Consider the following 21,211-nt stretch of genomic DNA (forward strand, 5'->3'; position numbering starts at 1 on the left):
TTTTAATTAAAGTTATGCGAATACTATTCATTGTGGGGTCATTTCCTGCTTTGTCAGAAACTTTTATTCTGAATCAAATTACAGGATTGATCGATCGGGGACACGAAGTTGATATTTATTCACTCAACAGACCAGAAAATACTTCTAAGGTTCATCCCGATGTGGAGAGCTATCGCCTTCTTGAACGAACCTACTATGCCCCCGAACGAGCTAAAAATTCCTCATTACGGTTACTTCAAGCTTGTGGATTACTATTAGCTAGTGGCTGCAAGCATCCGATAGGATTGATGCGATCGCTTAGTCTTTTCAAATACAAAAAGCACCTAAAACCAATTGAATGGTTTCACTTCATGGTGCCCTTTTTAGGCAATCCCTCCTACGATATTATCCACTGTCAGTTTGGGATGTATGCCCTTAAGGGTATGTTGCTCCGCGATATTGGTGCTATCAAAGGTAAGTTAGTGACATCATTTCGCGGCTTTGATATTAGTTGGTATGTCCAAGAATACGGAGAGCAAGTTTATAGCGAACTCTTCAAAAAAGGAGACTTTTTCTTATCAAATTGCGAATATTTTAGGCAAAGAGCTATTAAATTTGGTTGCAATCCTCAAAAAATTGTCGTGCTCGGGTCAGGAATCAACTGCGAACGATTTTTCTTTAAACCCCGTTTTCCTGATAATAGGAAAATTCGCCTCGCTACAACTGGTCGTCTTGTAGAAAAAAAAGGAATGGCTTACAGTATTCGTGCTGTAGCTAAGCTAGCCAAAAGTCATCCCAATATTGATATTGAGTACAACATTATTGGTGATGGAGTTTTAAAAACCGATTTGCAGAACCTTATTCAAGAACTGAATATTGGTCACATAGTTAAGCTATTAGGTTGGAAAAATCAGCAAGAAATTATTGAAATTCTCGATCAATCGCATATTTTTGTTGCTACTAGCGTAACAGCAAAAGATGGCAATCAAGATGCTCCAGTTAACACGCTAAAAGAAGCAATGGCTATGGGTTTACCTGTTATTGGTACTATCCATGGTGGCATCCCTGAGTTAATTGAAGATGGTATTTCTGGTTTTTTAGTGCCAGAACGCGATGTTGAGGCTTTAGCGGAAAAGATAGCTTATCTTTGCGAACATCCAGAAGTTTGGCAACAAATGGGTCAAGCTGGTCGAGCCTATGTAAAACAACACTACGACACCAACAAGCTTAACGATCGGCTAGTCCAAATCTACGAACAAATTCTGACTAATGAGGACAACAGTACCGTTAATCCAAATTTACAAGAGGCTATTGCCTAAATTAATTCATGCTTTTCAACCAACACTTGTAGCAGATCGCAGTTGCAAACGGCAGTCAAACAGGAGCCATCTATGACAGAACCCCAAGTTACGATTGTTGTCTCTCCGCGCGAACGATTCAGCTATACGCGTGAATCCTTAGAAAGTATTTACGAGCATACCAAAACTCCTTTTCATTTAATCTATGTTGATGGTGGCTCGCCCCCAAAAATCAAAAACTATCTAGCAGCACAAGCGCGTGAGAAGAATTTTCAACTTGTTCGCACCGAACACTACCTTTCACCCAACCATGCTAGAAATTTAGGGCTAGCTCAGGTTAACACCAAGTATGTTGTTTTTATCGACAATGACGTGGTTGTCACTCCAGGCTGGCTAGATAAATTAATTGAATGTGCAGAGTCCACAAACGCAACAATAGTTAGTCCCCTGATTTGTCAACACTTACCCTTGCATGAAATAGTCCATTGCGCTGGCGGAGAATCTGGCGTACGTGTTGAGGCTAAAGACGGAAACATTCGGCGGCGGATGATTGAGAAAATCTATATGCAAGGGCGCAAAGTCGCTGATGTCCGCCCGAAACTACGACGCAGCGAAACAGGTCTTGCTGAATTTCATTGCATGATGGTACGTACCGACATTTTCGCTCAAGTTGGCATGCTTGACGAGCAGTTGCTTAATACCAAAGAACACGTAGATTTTTGTATTTTAGTTAACGAAGCTGGCGGTAGTATTTATTTAGAACCCGATTCAATTGTCACCTATGTACCAAGCTCCTCACTTTCGTGGGCAGATACGACTTTCTACATGCTGCGTTGGAGTGACGCATGGGAATTGGCAAGCTTACATCGCTTGCGTGACAAATGGAATTTAACTGAGGATGATTACTTCAAAAATAAGTATAAAAAGTTAGGTTGGCGACGCTATATGTCTATTATCCAACCGCTGAGCGCCGATCTCAGTTTTGGACAGCGCGGGCGCGTGCGTCGGATGGTGACAGATACTTTAATATCCATAGATAAGCGACTTAATAGATACATTACTACTCGCTACGCTCAAAAACATTTGCCGCCAAAGCAACAGCCTGTATTACAGGTGCAGCAAAGACAAATGGCAGTAGCATCGCGTAATTGAGGTTAGCGGGACGTTGACACGCGACTACTTGCTCATCAAAAAAGCTCAATATAAGTGCCATGCCTATAAAATTTGCGGGCTGTCCGTTTAGAGAACAGTACGGTCTGCTTTTTGCTGACAATTTTTAGTACTTAAATCCGGTTGATGAGTTTTGATGCACGCTATCGCGATTACTAGATACGGCTTATCAACAGTCATTTATGCCTGCTTTTGCCAGCGTGTAAACTTCGTTGTTTTAAAAACCTTTCAAGGAACTACATGAATACAGCAGTACAAACACAAGCGTCTACAAGTTTAAACGCAGATACGATTTTATTAGGCGATCGCAAACTCACAATCGACGAAGTCGTGAGTGTGGCGCGTCATGGTGCCAAGGTACAAATTAGTACAGCTGACAATGTTGCGCAGCGCGTGCAAGCATCGTGTGACTATATTGCTGAAGCTGTTGCTACAGGTAGACCAATCTACGGCGTTACAAGTGGTTTTGGTGGCATGGCAAACGTGGTCATTTCGCGCGAGTACGCAGACCTTTTACAACACAACCTCGTGTGGTATCACAAAGTTGGTGCTGGACGCAAGTTACCCCTCACTGATGTCCGCGCCGCGATGCTGTTGCGTGTTAATTCACACTTGCATGGTGCTTCAGGAATTCGCCGCGAGATTATCCAGCGGATGGAAACATTTTTGAATGCTAACGTGACACCGCACGTTCCGGAATACGGTTCGATTGGTGCTAGTGGCGATTTGACACCGCTATCGTACATTACAGGTGCTTTGATTGGTTTGGACGATCGCTACACCGTTGACTTTGATGGCGAAGAAATCGATGCCATTACCGCGCTCAATCGTTTGGGATTACCGCAGTTGCAACTCCAAGCCAAAGAAGGATTAGCCATGATGAATGGCACCTCAGTAATGACAGGAATTGCCGCAAACTGCGTCTACGACACGCGGCTACTGATGGCGCTGACCATGGGAGCGCACGCGCTGATTCTTCAAGGGTTAAACGGCACAAATCAATCATTCCATCCGTTTATTCACGAACTGAAACCGCATCCAGGGCAAAAATGGGCGGCATACACAATGCTCGATTTGCTCGCTGGTTCGCGCTTAATTCGTGAAGAATTAGACGGTACGCACGAATATCGCGGTCAAGCCCCCATACAAGATCGTTACTCGCTACGCTGCTTGGCGCAATACATGGGACCCATAGTTGATGGTGTATCGCAAGTTGCGCAACAAGTCGAAGTTGAAATGAACTCGGCGACAGATAACCCCCTCATTGATGCCGAAAACCAAGCAAGCTATCACGGCGGTAATTTCTTAGGACAGTACATCGGCATGGGTATGGATCATCTGCGGTACTACATCGGCATGATGGCGAAACACCTTGACGTCCAGATAGCCTATCTTGTCGCACCTGAGTTTAGCAACGGATTACCAGCATCTTTGGTTGGTAATAAAGAACGCATTGTCAATATGGGGCTAAAAGGATTGCAGATTACAGGCAACTCAATTATGCCGTTGTTGAGTTTCTATGGAAATTCGATTGCCGATCGCTATCCTACCCACGCCGAGCAATATAACCAAAATATCAATAGCCAAGGATTTGCCGCCGCGAATTTAACGCGCAACGCGGTCGAGATCTTTCAGCAGTATATGGCGATCGCGCTTATGTTTGGCGTCCAAGCCGTTGATTTAAGAACATATGCCCATGCAGGACATTACGACGCAAGCGAGTGTTTATCACCGACAACACGCCGTCTGTATCAAGCTGTGCGTGAAGTTGTCGGACAACCTTCGTCTACAACTCGCCCCTATATTTGGGACGATCGCGAACAACCCCTAGACGAACACATTGCCAAAATTGCCGCTGATATCGCGACTGAAGGTGTCATCGTCGCAGCGGTAAAAGACCTCTTGACTAGCTTGAAGTAAGGACTTGTAGTGATGAATATTGCTCAACACGTAGAACGCGGTCATCATTTATTTCCCGATAAGATTGCCCTTATCTTTGAAGGCAGATCTTATACATACAAAGACCTCGATCTGCTGGCGAACCGCATCGCCAATGGATTGCGCGATCGCAACATTCATCGCGGCGATCGCGTTGCTTTATTTTTGCCGAATATTCCCGAATTCATCATCGCCTACTTAGGTATAGTCAAGATCGGTGCGGTTGCGGTCTCGCTGAACGCCATGCTCAAAAGCACCGAAGTTAGCTTTATTCTCAACGATTCTGGTGCGAAAGCCGTTGTTACTACCGCCGAACTTGTGGAGAACGTCCCCGCCGCCGATTTGCCTGAGTTAAAACACATCTTGATTGCCGAAGGCGAAAGTGACAAGGGCATTAGTTTAGCTGAAATGATGGCAAGTGCTTCACCCGAAGCAAAAGCAATTGAAATGGACCGCCACGCACCTGCGGCGATCGTTTACACTTCAGGTACAACAGGCTTTCCTAAAGGTGCAACGCTATCTCACGGTAACGTTATTTCTAACAGCTACTCGCAAAACCGTTGTTGCGGGATGAGTGCTGAAGATCGTATCTTACTGTACCTACCACTATTCCACTGCTTCGGGCAAAACGCTGTCCTCAACGCTGGGCTAAACGCTTGTGCGACAATCGTTCTTCATCGTCATTTCGACTTAGAGAAAATTCTCAACTCGGTCGCTACTGAAAAAATCACAATGTTCTTTAGCGTACCGACCGTCTACATCCTACTCCTCAACATGGGGACGTTAAAGTATGACATGAGTTCGATTCGCTACTATTTCTCAGCGGCTGCACCACTTCCTGTAGAAGTTGCCCAACGCTGGTTCGACAAGTATGGACTGGAAATTCATCAAGGCTATGGATTAACCGAAACATCGCCGTGTGCTAGCTACAACCATGACTTTAAATATAAAGTCGGGTCGATTGGCACGCCGATTGAAAACGTCGAAATGAAAATCGTCCATGCAGATGGCAGAGACGCCTTACCAGGAGAACCTGGCGAAATTGCGATTCGCGGTCCTAATGTCATGTTGGGATACTGGAATCGCCCGTTTGAAACCGCTGAAGTTATCAAAAATGGTTGGTTCTACACCGGCGATATCGGTCAAATTGATGAAGATGGCTATTTCTACATTGTGGATCGTTCCAAAGACATGATTAATGTTGCAGGATTCAAAGTCTATCCCACTGAAGTAGAAAATGTCATTTATCAACATCCAGCAGTTGCCGAAGTTGCCGTTTATGGCGTTCCCAACTTGGAAACAACGGAAATCGTTAAAGCCAATATTGTGCTTAAACCTGAGCAAACTGTTACAGAAAAACAAATGATTGCTTTTTGTTCAGAACGCATGGCAGCCTATAAAGTACCCAAAGCAATTAAGTTTGTTGATGCGATTCCTAAAAATCCTACAGGAAAAGTCTTAAAACGCGTTTTGCGCGACGAGGCGGCTAAGGAAGTTTTAGTTAAACCCAGAAGCTTTACTACCAAGTCTGTTGTTGCAACTAAAACAGTATCAGTAGCAACACCAGCTACTACTACTCATTCCCATAAAGGTGTATTCAAAGCTTTAGGTAATTTGTTCAAAAACCGCAATTAGCTCAAATAGAACCAACGTAGCGGAGCAAAAAAGAAACGATTAGCTATTAGCGATGAGCTAAATATGACAGATGAACTTAGGGTGTGAACGAGCTGTTGGCTCTTAGCAATCAATTGTCTTTACGCAAATTGAAGAGAAATCATGAAATCTTTAGAAGAAACAATGAAGATCTCCCAAACGGAACTAGACTCAAAGCTAGAGCCAAATAGCTTAGAAGGAGAAGTTTATATTGCGCCACGCAACTCTATCGAACTCCAACTTGCGCAAATGTGGGAGCAAGTATTGGAAATTCAACCGATTAGCATTATTGACAACTATTTCGATCTTGGAGGAGACTCCCTACGGGCGCTGCGCCTATTCGATCAAATCGAGCAAACCTTTGGTAAAAAGCTGTCTTTAGCAACGTTAATTCAAGCACCAACCCTCGAACAACTCGCTGAAGTTATTGCTCAGGAATCTGAATCAGTACCTTTTACCTCGTTAGTACCAATTCAACCTAGTGGCTCTAAACCACCATTATTTTGCATGCATGGTAATGGTGCGCATGTTCTTGCTTTTCAAGATCTAGCTCAGTATTTAGGTACAGATCAACCCTTCTATGGATTGCAAGCCCGCGGAGTCGATGGAGTGACAACTCCTTTAGAACGAATTGAAGATATGGCAGCTGCTTATATTGAAGAAATTCGCGCAGTTCAACCAGAAGGTCCTTATTATTTAGCAGGTTTCTCGTCTGGGGGTGTAGTGGCGTTTGAAATGGCAAGGCAATTACACGCGCAAGGTGAGAAGGTTGCGTTTGTCGGCTTACTCGATACTTTTGTCCCTGGTTGTTTCAAAAAAGTGACTGTACTAGAGTGGTTCGCGCGACAGTGGCGTAACTTCTGGCGTTTCGGGTTGAAACATCCAGTAAAAATGGCTTATCGCAGTCTTGAACGAAAATGGTACTTTGTCTACTGGAATGTTTATCTAAAACTCGCAGGCTCTTTACCTTATTTTTGGCACAGAAAGTACGTAGGCTACAGTATTAGAAAAGCAATGCGAACTTATGAATTTCAACCTTACGCCGGTAAGTTAACGCTGTTTCGTGCTACTGAAGTGCCAGGAAAAGGATGGTATTACTATCCCTCAGGAATGCCTACTCCTGATGATTGGCATACAAAAGATCCTGAATACGGTTGGGGTAGCCTTGCTGAAGGAGGATTAGAAACCCACGACCTTCCTGGTAATCACTCGACAATTCTTAAAGAACCGCATATCAGAGTTTTGAGTCAAACATTGGCAGCTTGCTTGGAGAAAGCACGCGCAGAGGTTAATCGTAGCGAGTTGAATCAACTCGCATAACCTATGGCTGTTGGGGAGTTTTATAGGGCTTTGATGTGACAGAGAATTAACATAGAAAGCGATCGCTTGTCACTATATTCTCTCTGCTTTCTTAAAGATTATGAACTCGCATAAAAACATCACTAGTAATTATAGCCACCTCCCCACTTCTCTCAGCACAGCTTTGACCGATCTAGAGGAAACAACAACTCAAATCCATGCAGAGGTAGCAGAAGTGGCAGACTTGTTACCGCAACCTTTGGATGAAACTGTACCAGTGTCTTCTCTACTGCAAAATCTGCTTTATCCACTGCTTGATTGTATTCGCCAAGTTCTCAAAGTCGATACGGTAGCAGTATTACTTTGTTCAGCAGACAAACAATATTTGACTGTACGCGCAGCTTGTGGTTTGGAAGAAGAAGTTGTCGCAGGAATTCAAATCCCTATCGGCTCTGGCTTTGCAGGTAATATTGCTGCTAAGCGTGAATTGATAATTGTTGATGATTTATCTCAAGTAAACGTATTCAGTCCAATTCTACGCCACAAAGGACTTCAGTCGATGTTAGGTTTGCCATTAATAGCAAACAACCAAGTAATAGGAGTTTTTCATATTGGAACATTTCACTCGCGCCGATTTAGTGTAGACGAAGTGCAAATACTTAATGCTGTTGCAGATCGTCTTGGAACAATAAGCGATCGCCTATTGACACTACGCGCATCACGCCAAGACTTGGATATACAAATCTTGCACCAACAAAGTCATCGGGTTAACTTTCAAAATTGCTTGGCGGTAGCGCAAGCGTTTCTTTTATACCTGAGTAGCTCATTTAATTTAGAATACTCTGTTGCATAATATTTCAAGGAGAAAAACGGTTTTTATGATGTTGTGTATGGAAGAAGAGTAGTACTAAAAGTACTGCTCTTTACTCGTTTTGAGTATTTGACACTATTCACCATATATGAGCATGAGCAAAAAAATCTTGCATCGATTGATGCAATATAGCATTTTTACAAAAGTTATTTATCTATTGTATTATAGTCATGTTATTAATATTACTATTATCAATATCTCACTCAAAAATAAGCTAGCTCAAACCTCGTATAAAAAAAACAATAGTTTTACTTTAACTCCAGTAAAAGTTAACATTTCAGCTAATTATATTGAGACTAATAGTTGCGGTGATGCACCAGCAAACAAGAATGCGATCGCTGATTTAGAAGAGAAATGTACTTTTATTCCTGAATACCATGCACCACTAAAAATTATGCTTCTGGGCGACTCTATTACCCACGGAGTCAAAGGAATAGATGATAGAGATAGTGGTGGCTACCGCCCAGAACTATGGCAAAAGTTTATTGCTGATGGATTACCAGTAAAGTTTGTTGGCTCAAAAACTAATGGTCCTGAAAACCTTGGAGATAAAACGCATGAAGGTCATCCTGGTTGGACAATAAAACAAATTGCTGCATCAATTGATACCTGGCTGAATACTACCCAGCCTGACTTGATTCTATTGATGCTCGGTACCAATGATACGAGTAGAAGTTCGCTTAAAACAATGATCGAAGATTTTAGTAATCTACTCGATAAAATTACTGCTTGTTGTCCTAAAGCCCAACTACTTGTTGCTTCAATTCCACCTATTCATCCTGCAGCCAAACCAGCAATTCGCAGTTTACGTGGAATGTATTTCAATGCGGCAATTCCTAGTATTGTTTCTTCTAAAAAAGCCCAAGGTAAAAAATTACATTTTGTAGATATGCAAAGCTTGAGTATTCAAGACTTGACATCTTCGTTCTCCCTTGATTTAGACAGAGGATTACATCCCAACACGCAGGGTTATCACAAAATTGCTAGTCTTTGGCACGATGCTGTGCTAAAAGTTCTTAGCGATCGCCAAGCTAACTTAGCTTGCTTGCGTTCTCAACGCTAATGTGTAAAAATTAATATTTCAAGAATTTATGCAATCAAATATCATACATAAAACTTCAATAAAAGACAAAAAAGAGCACCCGATTGTTAGCGTTGGATTACCTGTTTATAACGGAGAAGATTTACTAGAAAAAGCCTTAAAATCAATTTTATCACAAACTTATTCTAATTTTGAACTGATTATTTCTGATAATGCATCAACTGATAAAACTAGAGCAATCTGCGAAGCTTATGCAGCCAAGGATTCTCGAATTAAATACTTTCGTAATGAAAAGAATATTGGAGGACATAATAACTTCAACCGCGTTTTTGAACTAGCAACAGGTAAGTACTTCAAGTGGGCGGCACATGACGATCTATGTGCACCTGATTTTATAGAAAAATGTGTCGATGCACTTGAAACAAATCCATCAGTTGTTTTATGTTATCCTAGAGCTAAACTAATCAACGAACGCGAAGAAGTTTTACCGAATAATTGTGATGAGAATCCGTTCCTGACAAACTCATCAAAACCTCATATCCGCTTCCGCAATCTGATAATTGACTCGTTTGCTAAACCGCATCGCTGTTTACAGCTATTTGGAGTCATGCGTCGAGATATGTTGGCAAAAACACCTTTATTAAGAAACTATCCTGGCGCAGATAAAGTTTTACTCGTCAAAATAGCGCTGCTTGGACAATATTACGAAGTTCCTGAATACTTATTTTTTAACCGCCACCATGCCCAACGTGCGAGTAAAGCGCTATCAAATCCCTATTTACGTGCCACGTGGCTTGACCCAAGTTTGAAAGCTGGCAAACTCGTCTTTCCTCAAGGAAGAGTTTTTTTAGGATACATCAATTCTATCAACACTACTTCTTTAAGTTTATACCAAAAAATTTGTTGCTATTTGTATTTGTTTCACTGGTTATTGAAATACAAAAACGCACTTTTCAAAGAATTAATTAAAGCAGCAATATGGCCTATTTACTTCTCGATACAACGTAGAAGACTTGTCAAATCAAATCCCGAAAACGTTCCTTCTAGCTAACGGAGAACAGCATGAAATTTACTCAAACACCACTTGATGGTGCATACATCATTGATTTAGAAGAAAAACCTGACCATCGCGGTTTTTTTGCCCGCACCTATTGTGCTGAAGAATTCGCTGCCTACGGACTGAAAGCCACCGTCGCTCAATGCAACTTATCGTTTAACCACTACAAAGGAACGCTGCGCGGCATGCACTATCAAGTCTTCCCGGCGTGTGAAACGAAACTAGTGCGTTGTATCGCTGGGGCGATTTATGACGTGATTGTCGATATGCGTCCTGAGTCACCGACGTATTTGCAGCATTTTGGTGTCGAGTTAACCGCACAAAACCGTCGGGCGTTGTATGTTCCAGAGATGTTTGCCCACGGGTATCAAGCACTGACCGATGGTGCAGAAGTGGTGTATCAGGTGGGCGAGTTTTACACGCCTGGCTATGAGCGTGGGTTGCGTTATGATGACCCGGTTTTAGCGATTGATTGGCCACTACCAGTTAGTGAGATTTCTGCCAAAGATGCTTCTTGGGCTTTGTTGGATTCTTTGCTTGTAGGTAGCTATGCTTAAGTCTAGACCAGGATGCTTGCAAATTAAGTAGGTGGAATTGGATATTATACGCGTTGAGAGCAGGTAATTGGTAACAGGAAGGCTTTTAGCATTTGGCAATTAGCATTTAGCCACATAGATGCTTGACCGACGTTTTGCTTGGGAAACTAAAGGCGGCTGCGCTGGTTACCAATAATCGACTACTTAGTTCATTACTTAAATTGCACCAGAACTAAGTAAAGGCTGCATTATCCCTCTAGCAGGATATTTATCGATCCTATCTCCTTTCTCCCAAAAGGCTCATTAAATTTGGCTAGATAGACAAAAGCCACTATGGCATTAGTGGCTCGACTTTACCATTCAAGGTCTGAAATAGAGTTTTTTGTAAGTTACCACATTAACGCAATCGCTGACTAGCTTAAACGTTACTCAGGCTAGCCTGCGTTCGGCAACGGATCGTGCATCAAGAAAATTTGTAGTGCATTGTAACACATTGACTGTGCATTTTTTGGAGATAGGTATGTCTTCCCCAAATTTTATTCCTAGTCCAACTTCAGAAGTAAGTGTAAGCTCTTTGTATCAAGTGCCCATTCTGCAAGTGCGGTCGTGGCACTACATACTGCAATGTTTCAGTAAAAGAATTATTGATTTTCTTGGTGCTGGATTAGGAGTACTGTTTTTAAGTCCACTTTTACTGGCGATCGCCCTACTAATTCGTTTAGATTCTCCTGGACCAATTTTCTTTCGCCAGCATCGTATAGGACGAAATGGTAAAGCTTTCGTCATTTGGAAGTTTCGTACAATGGAGGTTAATGCAGAGGAAAAACTCAAAGAACTTGAGCAACTAAATGAGTCCGAAGGTGGCGTCTTATTCAAAATGAAAGAAGATCCACGCGTAACTCGTATCGGTAAATTCTTGCGCCGGACAAGTTTAGATGAGCTACCACAACTATTTAATGTATTGCAAGGCAGCATGAGCTTAGTAGGTCCTCGCCCTTTGCAGTTCAGAGACTACTACCTTGCGATCAAAGACTATCACGAAGACATGATGCAAAGAGCAACCATGTTACCTGGTGTGACAGGGTTGTGGCAGGTTAGTGGACGCAGTGAGGTCACTTTTAACGATATGCTCAAAATGGATCTGTTCTATCAAGAAAACTGGTCTTTCTGGTTAGACTTACGTATCCTCTGGCAAACAGTTTTAGTTGTTTTATTACGTAAGGGTGCTTATTAACTCAAAAAAACAAGTGTTGAGTTTGTTGCCAGATAGAGTGCGTGAGTTTACTAAATAGTTAGTACACAACTTGTTAGTACTTTTGAGAGTAGTGTGATATAGCGCTCAGGATAGAGGATAGTATGAGTAGTATCACTTCACTAATTTAGGTTTACTCGGTAGGTCAAATAGTCTTAAATTTAAATGTGGGATAGGTATCTTGTTGAGCGTTAAAATTACCAAGATAACTATCTCGCATTTAACTAAATTGACTGCCTAGCCAATCTTTAAACTTCTCATACAAAATTGACTGTACCTAAGTATAAATCATCATTTGACTGATATTATCATGCTTTAAATAGGCTATACATGTGTTCTTTAGAACACGCGATTTACCTTAAGATAAAAACACTTCAAAATTTAGAAAATCAGGGTTAGCAAATGTTTTGAATTGACTATAAAAATACAAAAGGATAGGTAACCCACTATGGAGAAGGAGCGAGTTAGAGTTTTTATTGGTTCAGGAGAAGCCAGTCTGCTAGAAAGAAAAACTTTGATTTACTCTTTACGCAAGCACTCCCAAAGAGAACTGGATATTTATGTATTAAATGGTACGCATAATTCTATTAGCTTAAATGATAGCGAGCCTTTTTTGGCTCCCATGTCACTAAAGATTAAGTATCGCAATGCAACTGAGTTTAGTCTTTATAGGTTCATCATTCCTGAAGTTTGCAACTATCAGGGAAAAGCCATTTATGTAGACTCTGATATAGTGTCCCTTACAGATATAGGTCAGCTCTTCGATACACCTATGAATGGGTGTGATTTTTTAGCGAAAAAAGGAGCACAAAAAGGATATCGAGGTAGCAATTTTTGGGGTCTCAGTGTCATGTTAATTGATTGCGAGAAATCTCGATTTGATTTGGAAAAAATTTTTAGTGAAATTGACCAAAAATTGTATACTCAGACCGATTTTATGGTTATGAACCAAACGTTTCTCTCTCATCACCCGTATACTATTGGAGAGCTAGATCCTGGTTGGAATATGCTTGACACTTGGGATAAAAACACCAAGCTCATTCACTACACAGGACTTTTCAGTCAACCTTGGAAATACCCAAATCATCCGTATGGCAACATATGGTTTAAGTACTTTAATGAGGCGGTTGCGTCTGGTTATATTACCAAAGAAGATATTTCTATAAGTTTACACAGAGCATATGTGAGAAAAGACTTGTTAAAGGGAAATTATTCTTTATGGGGGCGCGAGCAGAATTATATTAAACAGTTTGTGCGATCGCTTAAGTCTTCAAAAAAGAAGAAAGAGATAGAATCTAACACTACGAATATGTAAACCTAATCATTTCAGGTATTAATTGCAAACGAGCTAAAAACACGTTGCGTTGTAGCGATACACCAAAATACTCACTCAACTGCTACAACGCCTCTTTTTCTTTGTGTAATAAAGATTTAACTTTTAGGAAGTTTACTTTGGCAGTTGAGTTATCGCTGGTGACAGCGTATTACTCGCAGCATTTCCACCAATAATTTGCAAGCGTTGAGTCACCATCGTCATTCCATCTCCCCGCACAACGATCGCAGAAATCCAGCGATTATTTCCAGCAGATGGAGCGCGACCTTGTTTAAAAATACCACCAGCAGAAAGTAGTTCTAATTCAACGGGGACAGGATTCAAATAAGTTCCTGGCTTGATTGGTTCTTCAATAACTGCGCCTAAGAGATAATCTTCTCCTAGTGGTTCTTGGACGATGGCATCAAAGTTAAACTGTTGTCCGGCTTTAACTTGTTGTGGCAATCTTACCTCAACTGTCGGCGGCTTTGCACCTGCCCTTAACATGCTGCGTTCCCACAAAATATCCTGGCGGACTATTTTGTCATTTTCAACTCGCTGGCGCGATCGAATCGTTGCATTGAATAGCAAGTTACGATTGTCTTGCACTTGACTACCGCTAATATTTGTGATTGTCTCAGCAACGATCGCGCGTCCCTCTGGCTTCCACGATTCTACACGGGTTGTATATCTCAGCTGCGGGTAGCGCTGCCAAAGTTGCGTTAATGACTGCGCCATCGTTTGGTGTGTTAAGCCGTCAGTATGGGTGAAATTCGTTGCGTAGTATTGCATGACAGCATTAACATTGTGCGCGTTAGCCGCTGCATCAATTCGTGCTAGTAGGTTTGTCAACGCGGGAGGCGCAGCAGCTGGTGTGGGTGTTGTTTGGGCTGGAGTGCGGTGCGCTTGCAGTACTAAACCTGAAGTCATCAAGAACAGTGCTACCCAACTACTCGCTGACGACTTGTTCTGAATAATCATCTGGACGCGGGTTAAAAAAAGCATAAAGTTACGCATCGGTGATAGCTTGATATGTGATTACTATAAAACAGTTAATTGTTTCATCTTAAGCTAACCTGGGCGTTGACTTGGTAACTCAATGGCAACAAAATTATTAATTGCGGCAAGTGGTACTGGCGGACATCTGTTTCCGGCGATCGCACTCGCTGAACAACTACCAGATTACGAAATTGAGTGGTTGGGCGTTCCGGATCGCTTAGAAACACAGTTAGTTCCCACCCAATATCCACTACACAAAATCTCGGTTGCAGGATTTCAAGAACGCTTAGGCGTCAACACGCTACGCAATCTGAGTAAAATCGCGAAGTCAATTTTTCAAGTTCGTCAATTATTGCAACAAGGCTCATTTCAGGGTGTCTTCACAACAGGTGGTTACATCGCCGCTCCTGCTGTGCTTGCTGCGCGATCGCTCGGAATTCCCGTGATTCTCCACGAATCTAACGCCATTCCAGGAAAAGTTACGCGCTTTTTTAGCTCGTTTTGTACGGCTGTTGCGTTAGGCTTTGAACCCGCAGCCCAGTACTTACCGCGCATTCCCACAATTTATACGGGAACACCAGTGCGATCGCAGTTTTTAAGTTTGAAAGAACAATTACCTCCACTCGCTTTCTCTATTCCCGAAGATGCTTTTCTCATCGTTGTTGTTGGTGGTAGCCAAGGCGCAGTTGCGGTGAATCAACTGATTCGTGAATGCGCGCCAGCATGGTTAGACGCTGGAGTGTGGATTGTACACTTAACAGGAAACAACGATCCTGATGTCGCAAGTCTCCAACACCCGCAGTATTTTCCGCTACCTTTTTATGACAACATGGCAAGTTTATTGCACCGCGCAAATTTAGCGATCGGGCGATCGGGGGCTGGAACTGTTACCGAGTTAGCTATCACTCGCAAACCTGCTATTTTTATTCCCTTCCCCGCAGCTGCGGAAGACCATCAATTCTACAATGCTCAAGTTTTAGCTGCATCGGGTGCGGCGATCGTCTTTCGCCAAAAAGAATTAACTCCTGCACTGTTGCAACGTCAAGTCTTGGAATTGTTACATTCACCCGCCGACTTACAGAAAATGGCTGCTGCTGCGGAAAAAATAGCAGTTCCTGATAGCGCTGAACGATTGGCGAAGTTAGTGCGCGAATTAGTACATTAGTATTATTTAAGGCAAAACGCTAAAATGTGGGTTAACAGTTCGACGCAGCACTGACAAACTTTGCGAGACAATTATGCAAAGCGCGCAGCGATACTACACTCCAGAAGAATACTTGAAGTTAGAGGAGGCTGCTGAATACAAAAGTGAATATGCTGCAACCTACTCGCGCTTGATATTGAATCTTTCACAATATTGTGCAAATTGATGATTTACTCTTTCAGGAGCTAACCCAAACTGCTCTAAAGAGTACCGATGTACGCCATGCTTATGCTGAGGGTTTTGGGCTAGCCAAGTTTTGATATTTTCTGCCATTTGCGGATGAAAATCATAACCAAAATACGCATAAATCTGACGTACGGTACCAATCGGATCTTGTACGAGGTGATGGTAGTGTACGTCATAGAAGCGCGAAGACGTTTCAGAATCGCGGACTTGCATTTCGCGTTTTAAAGCTTTAGCAATGCGATCGCTCCAGTAGTTTCCTAAAGTTTTTGGTTCAATGCGATCGCTATAAATGCTGCGAACTATTGCTGTTAAACTGCATACAGAAGGAAGTACTTTCAGCGGATCGCGGTGCGTCTGTACAATACATGCATCGGGAAAGACTTTCATCAGTGTATCTAAATAAAATATATGGGCTGGTGCTTTGAAAACCCAGTGACTTTCTGGCGGATAATGCCATGCTAACAATTGCAACTGCTGGCGATAAAATTGATACGCTTTGAGCATATCGTAAGTTTCCATCCAAGTGGCGTAACTCTTCACGTTTGCCCGAATCTCAAAAATTAAGCTCGCAAATTCATGTTCAAATAAAGGGTTACATTCTTCAGGTCCGTGAGGGTTTAAGTTATGTACTGTCGCCAGTTGTGGTGCTAAAGTATTGTATCGTTGAACTAATTTTTCTACCTTGTGAATTCGCGGATCTCGATAACGGTTGTGGTACTCAGGAGGTGGTGAAGGGCTTACCATTTCCCATAAATGCAACCAGCGGCTTTTTGGATCTTGCGCTAATAAATTGTGAAGCAACGTAGTCCCAGCTCTGGGCATTCCTAAAATAAATAATGGTCGCGCGATCGCGACTTTTTGGATTTCTGGATAACGTTTGATATCTTCTTGAATACGCAACCGATTGGTTAGCAGTTGAATACATAACTTGCGCAGGAAATAGCGACCAAATAAGCTGAGTTCAGCGTCTTCTTCTAAAGATTTCAGTAGCATTCGTAGGGGAAGTCGAAAACTTTCGTCTCCCCAATCAGATAATCCAGTTTTACGGCTAGCAGTACTCAACAGCGATTCTTCTGAAAGGTTAACCAATCCAATGCCATTCTGTTTCAGTGTTTTTCCCGCCCAGTTGATTCCACGTAACCACAGAGGACGATAAGGATCTTCAAATGTAAGGCTGTATGAAGCTTTGGTCATAAAACTTTCTAAAGTTGCATCAGTTCATATTATTACTACAAAAAAAATTGACGAAATCCTTACAAATCAATCTTGATGAGATATAAAGTTTTGCATCGAAATGATATAACTGTGTCATAGTTCTGTTGCGATCGCCTTAATGTCCGAGCAAAAACTTGCCAGCGTCTGGAACTACAAACCTTGGTGGTGTCAACCTTGGTCTATTTTGCTGACCGGGGTGACTCTCATTGCTGGTAGTTGGATTTTATTTAAAACTTTGTGGTTAACGCTCCTCGTAGCTCTTCCTGTACTAACGTGGATGGGATTTTTCCTGATTATTTATCCCCGCTTAGTAGTGTATAACGATCCGTTAGAGAAGTAAGGCATACCTTATCGATTGCGTGTAGAGTTCACTAAGGTTTGTTCTTCGGAGATTTATTTGTAAAAAATCTAACCTGCAACAGTCGTTCGCGTTTTTTTCGGGCAGTTTCTTGCAGATCGATAATGCGATCCGTTTCATCTACAATTTCGCCAGTTAATACTTCTAATACATCTTCTAAGGTGATTACTCCTGCAACATTACCATATTCATCAACAACAACTGCTAAATGTTCGCGTGCTTCTAGGAAGTTTTTCAGGAGTTTATCTGCTCTAATTGTCTCAGGAACAAAGCGGACTTGACGCGTGAGGCTCGCAACTTTTTGATCGTTTTTTCCTTCAACCATCGCTGCTAGCAACTTTTGTTTAAGCGCAAATCCTAAAACTCGATCGATAGATTCTTCTACAACAATAATCCGCGTATGTTGTGAAGTAATAATTTCACGTTTGCACTCTGCAAGTGTTAAGTTTCCAGGTAAATAAGTCACAATAGTTCGCGGAGTCATCAAGTCTGCTGCTGTTAAATCATTCAATCGAAAGACACGCTGAATCATTTCCGCTTCATCGTCCTCGATAATGCCCTCTTGATAGCCAATATTTGCTAATAGTTTAATTTCTGCTTCGTTCGTAGTTGGTCTTCTTTTACCTTTAGTAAAAGGTAGTGTTGCTTTCTCTACAATCCAAACCAAAGGTTTTAATAAAAAAGTCAATCCCTTGACAGGAATTGCCGCAAGTAAAGATATTGGTTCAGCGTATCTTTCGCCAACAGTTTTAGGAACAATTTCACCAAAAATAATAATCAAAAATGTGAGAATTGCCGAGAAAATTCCTAACCACGTATCTCCTAAAACATGAGTGGCAACACTACCAATTACAATACTACCAACAATGTTGAAGATATTGTTGAGAATGACAATTGTAGCAATTGGACGACTAATTTTCTCTTTAATTGATAAGAGTGCAACTGCCGAAGGAATGTTACTCTGTGCTAACTGACGCGCCCGAATTGTAGATATCGATAGTAATGCAGTTTCTACACCGGAGCAAAGTGCTGAACCAGTAAGAATGACGAGAACAATGATAGCCAAAGTTAGCATATTATTTGGTTTGTTGCAGACAAACTAGAAACCATTTGCCCGCAAGAGTATTTTAAATATTTTAATTGACGACTTGACTACCATGCAGTCGCGGGTCGTCTGTATTATCAGCAGGTGCAACAGGTGCAGTAAACTTAGAAATTTGACCGCTACTACGTTGAGTATAAGGTAGGGGTGAATCAGCGACTAAAGCATCTAAATTGGTTGCCATAACCATACGGGGTTGTTCGCCAATACTTTGCGCGATCGCTTCGCCTGCTTTATTCAAAAACACAAAATGCGGAATTCCATCAACGCGATACTTCAGAATCTCTGGGAGCCACTTGCTATTGTCGACATTCAGCATCACAAAATTAACCGATTCGCCGTACTCCTGCTTGAGTTGTGCCATATCCGGTGCCATAGCTTGACAGCTAGTACACCAGTTTGCATAAAATTCGATCAGTGAGGGTTTGCCGTTACTCAACGCTACTTCTAACGGTACTGACTCTTGATCTAAGTGTGTTAGCGAAACGGCAGTTGTTTGATTTCTCAAGCCCAAGACGAGGGCAACACTTAGCGCGATCGCAACTAAAACAATCAAAAAATTTCTAACACGCTTTCCAGTATTCGCTTCTGGTGAACTCACACTCATAAAGTTTCGCTTAAAACTTGTTCAGCCACAACAATCTCAGTGTAACCGAAGCCGCAAAAACCCTTAGTACCTCCTGAGGTCGCTACACTAGAAGAGGCAAGGATTCCCTACAGTGTAAATTTGAAGTTGTGAAAAAGCGAGTTACGCTCACCTTTCCCAAACGCGCGGTACAAATGCCCGTTACTTATCGCTTAGCAAAAGATTTTAACGTGGCAGCAAATATTATCCGCGCTCAAGTAGCCCCGAATCAAATTGGTAAACTCGTTGTAGAACTATCCGGCGATATCGATCAACTGGATGCGGCGATTGAATGGATGCGATCGCTGCATATTCATGTTTCGCAAAGTGTCGCAGAAATCGTCATCGATCGAGATAGCTGCGTTGACTGTGGCTTGTGTACGGGTGTTTGTCCCACAGAAGCGTTAACGCTCGACCCGCAAACTTATCGTCTCACATTTACGCGATCGCGCTGCATTGTTTGCGAGCAGTGTATTCCCACGTGTCCTGTTGCAGCTATTTCCATAAATCTATAACTCAGCAGTGCCGTCTCGAAAACAGTTTCCGCTGTGGGGTCTGTATGTTCGTGAAACCAACGGAAAACAATTGGATGCTCGACCCCCAGTTCTCTAGCTAGTAGACTTTGGCTAATATTGTGTGTGTCTAATACTTGTCTGAGTGCTTGACCTGCTTTTCCCATAATTTCAACTATGACAAAATCAAACACAAGCGTTGACGCGTGTTGTAACAAAACCAACTTATTTATTTAAAGTAATAAAAAGTAAAGTGCTTAACGAGTTGACAAATCCAGCAACTGAGGGAAAAAATTGGAAAACAACATGGTAAAGTCTATAATTTAGACGTTCGAGACGTTATCTTATCTAACTCAGTGGGCTTGTGAAGTTCGCGAACTTCATCCGGTATTCGGTTTAGATTACAGCTATTAGCACCTGTAGAGGAGTGCAAAAACCATTTAATTATTTAAGTCGAGCAAAAACGGTTGACTCTAATTCGGTTAATCTAGCTTACCAACAACATTAATATCTTGAATCTTACGCAAGATGAAACACATCTGCAATGACATCGCCTTCGCCTTGTAGGCGCGATCGCGCAGGTGCATCGTATAAAACTAGCAAAGAATGAACAGAACTAATATTATCAAACAAAGTGATACCTTCTGCACGATCGTCACCATCTCCATAGGGAATATCTAACTCTACCTGAGGCTGTGACAAACTATTCTCAGATAAGTGTACGCCCTTTTCTAAACGATATACTCTTACAGGTCCGTCTAAGTCCATTGTTGGTCCTGCCAGTATTAATAAATCTTCTCCGTCTAAACATAAATCTCGAATACCTAAGCCTTTCAAGTAGATAAAGTGTTTTTTGTATTGCTGTCCTTCTGTACCAATTGCTTTTAAAACCAGCGTTTCTGGAGTGCTATTTTCTAACTCAATTTCCAGCATCACAGCCCAACCACGCAATACAGGACCTCGCATTCCTAAATAAATACGGTTTTCATAAACAGCTAAACCTTCAATATCAAATCCATTTTCTTTTCCAGGAATGGTTGCATCGATATAAGAACCTAGATGTGGATCGTTGACTAGCGCATCCATTAATAAATTACCACGTGGGGTAATTTCCAATTTAGCAGCAGTAAGCGTTCCCACGCCTTCTCGAACAAAAGACTTATATAACTCACCGTTAATTAAAGGAATTCTACCTAGTAAATAACGGTTAGGTTCTGATTCCAATTTAGTTAATCGGCTAACATTTTTTGCATTTGTTTTATCAGGTTTAGGCTTTTTTCGCTTCCAACTGTGCGAACCGACAAACCATAAATAAGGCTCTACGTAAGCTATACCTTCGATATCAATTTCTTGGTCTTCGGTTGCAGGTAAATCTATAAAATCTTTGACTCGAAACTGCTTGTGCTCTGTAAATAATTGTAATTCTGGATTGTAAGTTAATCGCTCGATGGATGACGTTTCGTCCGAGCCTAACCATAAATGCCGATCGGCAGTTAAACATACAGCAGAGAGATCTTCTCGATGTTCTCTAAATTCATCTTCAAAGCGAAGAATAATCTCACTTGGATTATTTTGGTCAGTCATGAATTATCAAATTAAGTTT

The 21,211-nt window shown here is 41.8% G+C and carries 19 protein-coding genes and 1 pseudogene; 15 read left to right on the forward strand and 5 right to left on the reverse strand.

Annotated elements, in window-relative coordinates:
- Nucleotides 1-14 precede the first annotated feature (14 nt).
- The 11 genes from B1A85_RS10520 (at nucleotide 15) to B1A85_RS10570 (ending at nucleotide 13,410) form a co-directional block, all read left to right on the forward strand.
- Nucleotides 15-1,298, forward strand: a complete 1,284-nt coding sequence (locus B1A85_RS10520; RefSeq protein ID WP_104546873.1) for a glycosyltransferase — start codon at nucleotides 15-17, stop codon at nucleotides 1,296-1,298.
- Nucleotides 1,299-1,370: 72 nt separating this feature from the next.
- A complete protein-coding gene (locus B1A85_RS10525; protein ID WP_104546874.1) occupies nucleotides 1,371-2,429 on the forward strand; it encodes a glycosyltransferase family 2 protein in 1,059 nt (352 codons plus the stop codon).
- A gap of 258 nt (nucleotides 2,430-2,687) precedes the next feature.
- Nucleotides 2,688-4,367 (forward strand): histidine ammonia-lyase, encoded by a 1,680-nt coding sequence (hutH, locus tag B1A85_RS10530; RefSeq protein ID WP_104546875.1) that lies wholly within the window; start codon nucleotides 2,688-2,690, stop codon nucleotides 4,365-4,367.
- A gap of 12 nt (nucleotides 4,368-4,379) precedes the next feature.
- Nucleotides 4,380-6,020, forward strand: coding sequence for a class I adenylate-forming enzyme family protein (locus B1A85_RS10535; protein ID WP_104546876.1), 1,641 nt, complete (start codon nucleotides 4,380-4,382; stop codon nucleotides 6,018-6,020).
- 141 nt (nucleotides 6,021-6,161) lie between these two features.
- A complete protein-coding gene (locus B1A85_RS10540) occupies nucleotides 6,162-7,358 on the forward strand; it encodes an alpha/beta fold hydrolase (protein WP_104546877.1) in 1,197 nt (398 codons plus the stop codon).
- A gap of 100 nt (nucleotides 7,359-7,458) precedes the next feature.
- Complete coding sequence (locus tag B1A85_RS10545; RefSeq protein WP_104546878.1) at nucleotides 7,459-8,190, forward strand: GAF domain-containing protein; 732 nt, start codon at nucleotides 7,459-7,461, stop codon at nucleotides 8,188-8,190.
- Between the two features lie 112 nt (nucleotides 8,191-8,302).
- Entirely contained in the window at nucleotides 8,303-9,271 is a 969-nt protein-coding gene (locus tag B1A85_RS10550; RefSeq protein ID WP_168192384.1) for an SGNH/GDSL hydrolase family protein, read from the forward strand.
- Between the two features lie 28 nt (nucleotides 9,272-9,299).
- Nucleotides 9,300-10,301: a glycosyltransferase family 2 protein gene (locus tag B1A85_RS10555; protein ID WP_104546880.1), complete on the forward strand. Its 1,002-nt coding sequence runs from the start codon at nucleotides 9,300-9,302 to the stop codon at nucleotides 10,299-10,301.
- Nucleotides 10,302-10,312: 11 nt separating this feature from the next.
- A complete protein-coding gene (gene rfbC / locus B1A85_RS10560; protein WP_104546881.1) occupies nucleotides 10,313-10,864 on the forward strand; it encodes a dTDP-4-dehydrorhamnose 3,5-epimerase in 552 nt (183 codons plus the stop codon).
- Nucleotides 10,865-11,252: 388 nt separating this feature from the next.
- Nucleotides 11,253-12,077, forward strand: a complete 825-nt coding sequence (locus B1A85_RS10565) for a sugar transferase (RefSeq protein WP_104546882.1) — start codon at nucleotides 11,253-11,255, stop codon at nucleotides 12,075-12,077.
- 466 nt (nucleotides 12,078-12,543) lie between these two features.
- The gene (locus tag B1A85_RS10570) at nucleotides 12,544-13,410 is read left to right on the forward strand and encodes a glycosyltransferase (RefSeq protein ID WP_104546883.1); all 867 of its coding nucleotides are present in this window, start codon (nucleotides 12,544-12,546) and stop codon (nucleotides 13,408-13,410) included.
- A gap of 132 nt (nucleotides 13,411-13,542) precedes the next feature.
- On the opposite strand, the gene B1A85_RS10575 is transcribed toward B1A85_RS10570, so the two are convergent.
- A complete protein-coding gene (locus tag B1A85_RS10575; RefSeq protein ID WP_104546884.1) occupies nucleotides 13,543-14,424 on the reverse strand; it encodes a hypothetical protein in 882 nt (293 codons plus the stop codon).
- Between the two features lie 82 nt (nucleotides 14,425-14,506).
- Here B1A85_RS10575 and murG point away from each other — a divergent pair, with 82 nt between their 5' ends.
- Both murG and B1A85_RS26090 read left to right on the forward strand, forming a co-directional pair.
- On the forward strand, nucleotides 14,507-15,571 hold the full coding sequence (gene murG, locus B1A85_RS10580; RefSeq protein ID WP_104546885.1) for an undecaprenyldiphospho-muramoylpentapeptide beta-N-acetylglucosaminyltransferase: 1,065 nt from the start codon (nucleotides 14,507-14,509) through the stop codon (nucleotides 15,569-15,571).
- Between the two features lie 73 nt (nucleotides 15,572-15,644).
- A pseudogene (locus B1A85_RS26090) lies at nucleotides 15,645-15,722 on the forward strand (Uma2 family endonuclease); the annotation flags it as partial.
- An 8-nt stretch (nucleotides 15,723-15,730) separates the two neighbouring features.
- Here the strand turns inward: B1A85_RS26090 and B1A85_RS10585 are convergent.
- Entirely contained in the window at nucleotides 15,731-16,990 is a 1,260-nt protein-coding gene (locus tag B1A85_RS10585) for a sulfotransferase (RefSeq protein WP_104546886.1), read from the reverse strand.
- 139 nt (nucleotides 16,991-17,129) lie between these two features.
- Between B1A85_RS10585 and B1A85_RS10590 the strand changes: the two genes are divergently transcribed.
- Entirely contained in the window at nucleotides 17,130-17,351 is a 222-nt protein-coding gene (locus B1A85_RS10590; protein WP_104546887.1) for a DUF6737 family protein, read from the forward strand.
- Between the two features lie 31 nt (nucleotides 17,352-17,382).
- Here B1A85_RS10590 and B1A85_RS10595 read toward each other — a convergent pair whose 3' ends face one another.
- Nucleotides 17,383-18,444: a hemolysin family protein gene (locus tag B1A85_RS10595; RefSeq protein WP_104546888.1), complete on the reverse strand. Its 1,062-nt coding sequence runs from the start codon at nucleotides 18,442-18,444 to the stop codon at nucleotides 17,383-17,385.
- Between the two features lie 61 nt (nucleotides 18,445-18,505).
- Nucleotides 18,506-19,078 (reverse strand): thioredoxin family protein, encoded by a 573-nt coding sequence (locus B1A85_RS10600; RefSeq protein WP_104546889.1) that lies wholly within the window; start codon nucleotides 19,076-19,078, stop codon nucleotides 18,506-18,508.
- Between the two features lie 128 nt (nucleotides 19,079-19,206).
- On the opposite strand from B1A85_RS10600, the gene B1A85_RS10605 reads away from it, so the two are divergent.
- Nucleotides 19,207-19,611: an NIL domain-containing protein gene (locus B1A85_RS10605; RefSeq protein ID WP_104546890.1), complete on the forward strand. Its 405-nt coding sequence runs from the start codon at nucleotides 19,207-19,209 to the stop codon at nucleotides 19,609-19,611.
- A 516-nt stretch (nucleotides 19,612-20,127) separates the two neighbouring features.
- Here the strand turns inward: B1A85_RS10605 and B1A85_RS10615 are convergent.
- Nucleotides 20,128-21,192 carry a DUF3616 domain-containing protein gene (locus tag B1A85_RS10615; protein ID WP_104546892.1) on the reverse strand — a complete coding sequence of 355 codons (1,065 nt, stop codon included), beginning with the start codon at nucleotides 21,190-21,192 and terminating at the stop codon, nucleotides 20,128-20,130.
- Nucleotides 21,193-21,211 lie beyond the last annotated feature (19 nt).

Source organism: Chroococcidiopsis sp. TS-821 (assembly GCF_002939305.1).
Classification (GTDB): Bacteria; Cyanobacteriota; Cyanobacteriia; order Cyanobacteriales; family Chroococcidiopsidaceae; genus Chroogloeocystis.

What these genes read in the sequence shown, in the direction of transcription:
- B1A85_RS10520 (WP_104546873.1), top strand. Translation starts at nt 15, where the DNA reads ATGCGAATACTATTCATTGTGGGGTCATTTCCTGCTTTGTCAGAAACT.
- B1A85_RS10525 (WP_104546874.1), top strand. Translation starts at nt 1,371, where the DNA reads ATGACAGAACCCCAAGTTACGATTGTTGTCTCTCCGCGCGAACGATTC.
- hutH (WP_104546875.1), top strand. Translation starts at nt 2,688, where the DNA reads ATGAATACAGCAGTACAAACACAAGCGTCTACAAGTTTAAACGCAGAT.
- B1A85_RS10535 (WP_104546876.1), top strand. Translation starts at nt 4,380, where the DNA reads ATGAATATTGCTCAACACGTAGAACGCGGTCATCATTTATTTCCCGAT.
- B1A85_RS10540 (WP_104546877.1), top strand. Translation starts at nt 6,162, where the DNA reads ATGAAATCTTTAGAAGAAACAATGAAGATCTCCCAAACGGAACTAGAC.
- B1A85_RS10545 (WP_104546878.1), top strand. Translation starts at nt 7,459, where the DNA reads ATGAACTCGCATAAAAACATCACTAGTAATTATAGCCACCTCCCCACT.
- B1A85_RS10550 (WP_168192384.1), top strand. Translation starts at nt 8,303, where the DNA reads ATGAGCAAAAAAATCTTGCATCGATTGATGCAATATAGCATTTTTACA.
- B1A85_RS10555 (WP_104546880.1), top strand. Translation starts at nt 9,300, where the DNA reads ATGCAATCAAATATCATACATAAAACTTCAATAAAAGACAAAAAAGAG.
- rfbC (WP_104546881.1), top strand. Translation starts at nt 10,313, where the DNA reads ATGAAATTTACTCAAACACCACTTGATGGTGCATACATCATTGATTTA.
- B1A85_RS10570 (WP_104546883.1), top strand. Translation starts at nt 12,544, where the DNA reads ATGGAGAAGGAGCGAGTTAGAGTTTTTATTGGTTCAGGAGAAGCCAGT.
- B1A85_RS10575 (WP_104546884.1), bottom strand. Translation starts at nt 14,424, where the DNA reads ATGCGTAACTTTATGCTTTTTTTAACCCGCGTCCAGATGATTATTCAG.
- murG (WP_104546885.1), top strand. Translation starts at nt 14,507, where the DNA reads ATGGCAACAAAATTATTAATTGCGGCAAGTGGTACTGGCGGACATCTG.
- B1A85_RS10585 (WP_104546886.1), bottom strand. Translation starts at nt 16,990, where the DNA reads ATGACCAAAGCTTCATACAGCCTTACATTTGAAGATCCTTATCGTCCT.
- B1A85_RS10590 (WP_104546887.1), top strand. Translation starts at nt 17,130, where the DNA reads ATGTCCGAGCAAAAACTTGCCAGCGTCTGGAACTACAAACCTTGGTGG.
- B1A85_RS10595 (WP_104546888.1), bottom strand. Translation starts at nt 18,444, where the DNA reads ATGCTAACTTTGGCTATCATTGTTCTCGTCATTCTTACTGGTTCAGCA.
- B1A85_RS10600 (WP_104546889.1), bottom strand. Translation starts at nt 19,078, where the DNA reads ATGAGTGTGAGTTCACCAGAAGCGAATACTGGAAAGCGTGTTAGAAAT.
- B1A85_RS10615 (WP_104546892.1), bottom strand. Translation starts at nt 21,192, where the DNA reads ATGACTGACCAAAATAATCCAAGTGAGATTATTCTTCGCTTTGAAGAT.